3 protein-coding genes are annotated in these 4,230 nt (G+C 53.9%); 1 reads left to right on the top strand and 2 read right to left on the bottom strand.

Annotated elements, in window-relative coordinates; translation table 11 throughout:
* On the top strand, positions 1–1,465 hold a 1,465-nt coding region (locus P4L78_RS01280), incomplete at its 5' end, for a hypothetical protein (protein ID WP_309326444.1).
* 440 nt (positions 1,466–1,905) lie between these two features.
* Here the strand turns inward: P4L78_RS01280 and P4L78_RS01275 are convergent.
* Both P4L78_RS01275 and P4L78_RS01270 read right to left on the bottom strand, forming a co-directional pair.
* Complete coding sequence (locus tag P4L78_RS01275) at positions 1,906–2,766, bottom strand: ATPase/DNA packaging protein (protein ID WP_309326446.1); 861 nt, start codon at positions 2,764–2,766, stop codon at positions 1,906–1,908.
* Positions 2,767–2,936: 170 nt separating this feature from the next.
* On the bottom strand, positions 2,937–3,548 hold the full coding sequence (locus P4L78_RS01270) for a hypothetical protein (protein ID WP_309326443.1): 612 nt from the start codon (positions 3,546–3,548) through the stop codon (positions 2,937–2,939).
* Between the last annotated feature and the right edge of the window lie 682 nt (positions 3,549–4,230).

Below are 4,230 nucleotides of genomic sequence, written 5' to 3'. Positions count from 1 at the left end.
CTTGGGCTATTGCTTTCCAAAGCGCCGCGATGAGTGGCTCCGTCGTGAGCTTGCTGAGGTGGCCGGAGTGTGGGACGTGACCATGACTACATCGTCGACCGCGTGGCACCTTCTTGCTCGTGCAGACATTCTCATTCGCCAGTGCGACGACCGAGACTGCGTGTCCAGTCCACTCAGGGACCAAAAGATTCTATTGCGCGCGAACCGTCTCAGCGCACAGCTCGTTGAACGCAACCTTGAGCTGAAGCGGTTGTCTGACAAGCGTGTATCTCTGGAAGAAGACGCTCTCGTGCACGCCATCATGGAGCCGACGATGTCTTTGTCGGATCTAGTGGACAATTTGACACTCACAAAACTGCACATTCCTTCGACGGGTGTGCTCGGCGAGACAGGATGGCGATCCCTGCTCACGACGTCCGTGTCGATGACGGCGGCCAGTCGAGCTAAGATTCGCTTTTTGACACTTGGATGCGCACGTTCACGCTCTCACACGCTGGAAAGCCTTGCTTTATTGTGTTTCACCCAGTTGTTCAACACGCAGCAATCGGGTGTGAACCTGGAGGTCATTCGAGAGCTTATCGATTCGGAGATGGACGTCGATGTCTTGCACCGTTGCGCGGGCATTCTTCGACGCGCATTCAAGGATCCCACGGCGGCCTGCCCAGATGTTGCATCCATAGTGGAGATGGTTCAACAGCGGTGTCAGACGCTGTCAACCTCGACTCCATCCACGAGCCATCCTTCTGTGCGTCGTTCCTTGCGAGTACGATCCTGTCGATGGACAGACGAGCAGGTGCAAGCATTTTTGGCAGAAGAGGATCAGGATGCACTAAAGGGAGCAAAGGCAAAAAAGGCGAAAGTCGTCCATACGGATGATGAAGACGATGACAACCGCAGTGTCGATGCCAGCGACAAGACTGGAGAGGAGGAGGTCACTTATACGCGCACTGTGGAGGTGACGACGATGACTCAGACCTCTGTCGTACGCGAGACCACTCGCGGTGTCAAGCGTTCGAGACACTCCGATTCAGAAGACGAGGCCGACGCGTCTGAGTACTCTGAATCCGACCATGACGACGGTGACGAGGAGTACCGCCCGCAGACCAGCGATTCAGAAGTGAGTGACGCGAGCGACAATCTCACTGATGAGGATGGTCCTCCCAACAAGCGACGTCGGCAAGAGCCAGCTGCGCCCGCTGTGAGTGACAGTGAAGCTACGCTACACCATTTTCAAACGTGGCTCCTCACGTGCGTACGAGTGACTGGCAACCCCGTGGACAGTGCGGGCGCGGAGGAAGTCCGCCAAAACTACAAGGCATTCATCGCGAACGCAGACGGACTTCTCAGACCAGCGAACGTCATCTCCAGTCAGCAATTTCCCACGGTGATGAAACTAATTCGGGGGGTTGCTCAAAAGGAGACCAAAAAGGGAAAACATTGGATTGGTTTGCAGCTGCTCAACTAGGTGCGCTTGCTTGCTTGTTACAGCTCCTAGAAACAGATGTTTCAAATATTATTTCTGCTGTTACTTTTTACAAACAATATCTCGCAGCGCGCGCACGGTGCTCTCAATCCCCAATTCGATCGGGATACCGCAAGCGGTACCTTCGCTGGTCACGAAACCAGTTCATGAGCATGGCATTTCTCAACGGCACGTGGTTGGGCGGCAAACAGACTTGCGCTTCCAGCACCCGTCGAAGTGCTCGAATCTCATCCCACGTGGGGTCAGAGTTGGTGCGATAGTAGTCGTGCAAGTACCACTTCAGCTCGCGGCACTTGCTCTTGCGCTTCTCGCACTGCAGTGCAGCCTGATTCGACATTGCGATGTGTACTTCGCTGCAAGAAACCAGGAGTGTTTTATTCGATGCATTTCGCAAAATTTATCAATTCGCAGACCTGTTCAGTTCATGCGCGGGCAGAAATCACAGATTGGTTGGCCTCGACCATGGGCCGACCGTGTTTATCCAACATCTCACACGCGGCAAGCTCTGGCGTCGACTCAACTGCCAAGTGCGTCTGAGTCGCAGACGCACGACCTTGAGCCAGAGATTTACGCACTTTGTCCCAATCGACAACACGCGTAGATGGTGGCAACGTGAACAACTCATCCAATGCCCAGTATTCACGCGAGCCCACTGTGAACGGCTCTGTGATCACCTTGCTCCGGATCCACTTGACACTCTCTTCCACGGTCGGCGCCTTTGCCTGCTTGATGAACACGAGCTGACCAAAGTTGCGACAGAAATGATCCATGACCAAGTTGAAGCGTTCCATGCTGCCCAAGATCTTGAAGTACGTTTTGTACACCTTCTCGCGATCCTCGCCCTGCGTCTGTGTCACAATGACGTAGTTGCTGTTGCTCCGGATGGCCGGCGGCACCATGGTGGCAAACTGAATTAGCACAAAGATGCCGATGCCGTAGTGCCGGCCCTTGGTGAACAGTTTTGTCATGATGGGTAACCTGAGGTCCGCCTCTGGCAAGTCGTCAAAGATCAGGGACACCTGGTTGCCTGTCTTGGGATCGGGTGCGTTTTGCGTGACATCGGTCTGGCGCTGCAGAATTCGCTCCAATGCGTTCACGTCGAGCTCGTTGTAGATGTACGCGCGAGGGAAGATGGCTTCCCACTGCGCGTTGGCTCCTTCACTTCCCGAGAACACCACAGCTGTGTGAATCTCATTCCGTCGTTCAAACAAGAAGGAGCGCAGGAAGTTTGACTTTCCGCTGCCGCTGGGGCCGAGGATGGTCACGCGACTGGTCAGCGGCATCTCTGCCAAGTCAAAGTTACTCAGTTTGATGGTGACATCGGAGACAGAGCCCTTTGACCTTTTGGATGGCATGCTTGATGCGACAACGATGCTTGTAGTACTCGTTTTTGTAATGCAAATGAAAAAACTTATTCAGTCGACTACACGCGTTCACTCGGCACCACCGATTGTTAGTGTTCAACTTCGTCCATCTCAGCATCTTCTTCTTCTTCTTGGTCGTCACCGTCCTCTTCGTTGTCTGTGCCGTCGCTGACGTCTTCATCCTCATTCTCTTCGTCATGCGTGACCAGACCCAGCCGAGACTCAACCTTGTGTTCGCCGAGAAGGTATGGAATGTCGAAGCTGCTCTCCAATGCCTTCAAGAACTGCACCGTGGTGTTTATTCGTTTGGCCTTTTGCATCTTGGTGCAGTAGTCCGTCAGTGAACGCCGCACGTGAAAGCGCTTGCTTCGGAACCACGCCTGAATCATCTTGAGAGACAACTTGTCGTGCTCGTCCAAGAGTAGGCCATGCTTCTTGGCCGAAGCAAGAATGTCGTAAAGCCTGCGCATCGCCACCGGCGAAGGTTCGCGTGAAAAGGACCAGAAGATTTGATTGAGAATGATATTGAGCAGAGGCTCCTTCCTTTTGAGTTTGCTGTCCTCGTCCTCGGCAGTCTTTTTGTCCTTCGACGGCCCGGGAGGGGAACGTTGCGGAGTGGCGACAACTGAAGGCATAAATTGGGCAAACAGATTGTCAGTCTCTGCAGGGGCGGCTGCCTTGCTTCGCTTACGATCGGGCACAAGTGCCGCAGGAGGGGCTGAACGTTTTGCAACGACTCGGGATCGACCTATTGTCGCATGGTTTGTCCGTGAAAGCGGTCTGTTTGGGCTGCCATTGTCCTCGCTAGGTGGTGGTGGGTAAGATTTCTCTGTCGATCGCTTTGAACTTTTGGAGGATCCCGGCATGTCGAGCTGTGCACGAAAGAGCACATGCTCGTTTTAAAGTATACCCCTTTCAATAATTTAATTAAAGTGGTGGTCGATAAATTTCACGCGCGCCACAAACTCATGCGTGAAATAGTTCAACGCAATGTATGCGTTTGATGCAATTTCAACCCCCGCAAATATCGACCCTGTCCTACTGCTGCACGATTTCGGTGTGCAGTTTTTTTCTCTCGAACCCGAAATTTTCAGAGCGTCGAGTGAAGTGATCGCAAGGGAATCTTTCCAGCCCTGCAAAAGGGCACCGATGCGGCCTTTGAGTCGGAGACTGCAGCAGCAGCAGCTGATCAGCCGGTTGCGTCGCGCACACGCGGTAAATCAACCATCGTCGCCGATGCGCCACCTGGATCACGCGAGTGCGCTGCGTGCGCCACATCCCAGCCGAAGACGAACTTCTCCCCCTCGCAGCTGAAGAAGCAGAGTCGTGCCGTGTGCAAGATGTGCGCAGCGACTCGTCTCACTCAACAGGCGAGTGTCGCTT

This window comes from Silvimonas sp. (genome assembly GCF_031291215.1).
GTDB classification, from domain to species: Bacteria; Pseudomonadota; Gammaproteobacteria; order Burkholderiales; family Chitinibacteraceae; genus Silvimonas; species Silvimonas soli.
This window is presented reverse-complemented; position numbering and strand designations above follow the sequence as displayed.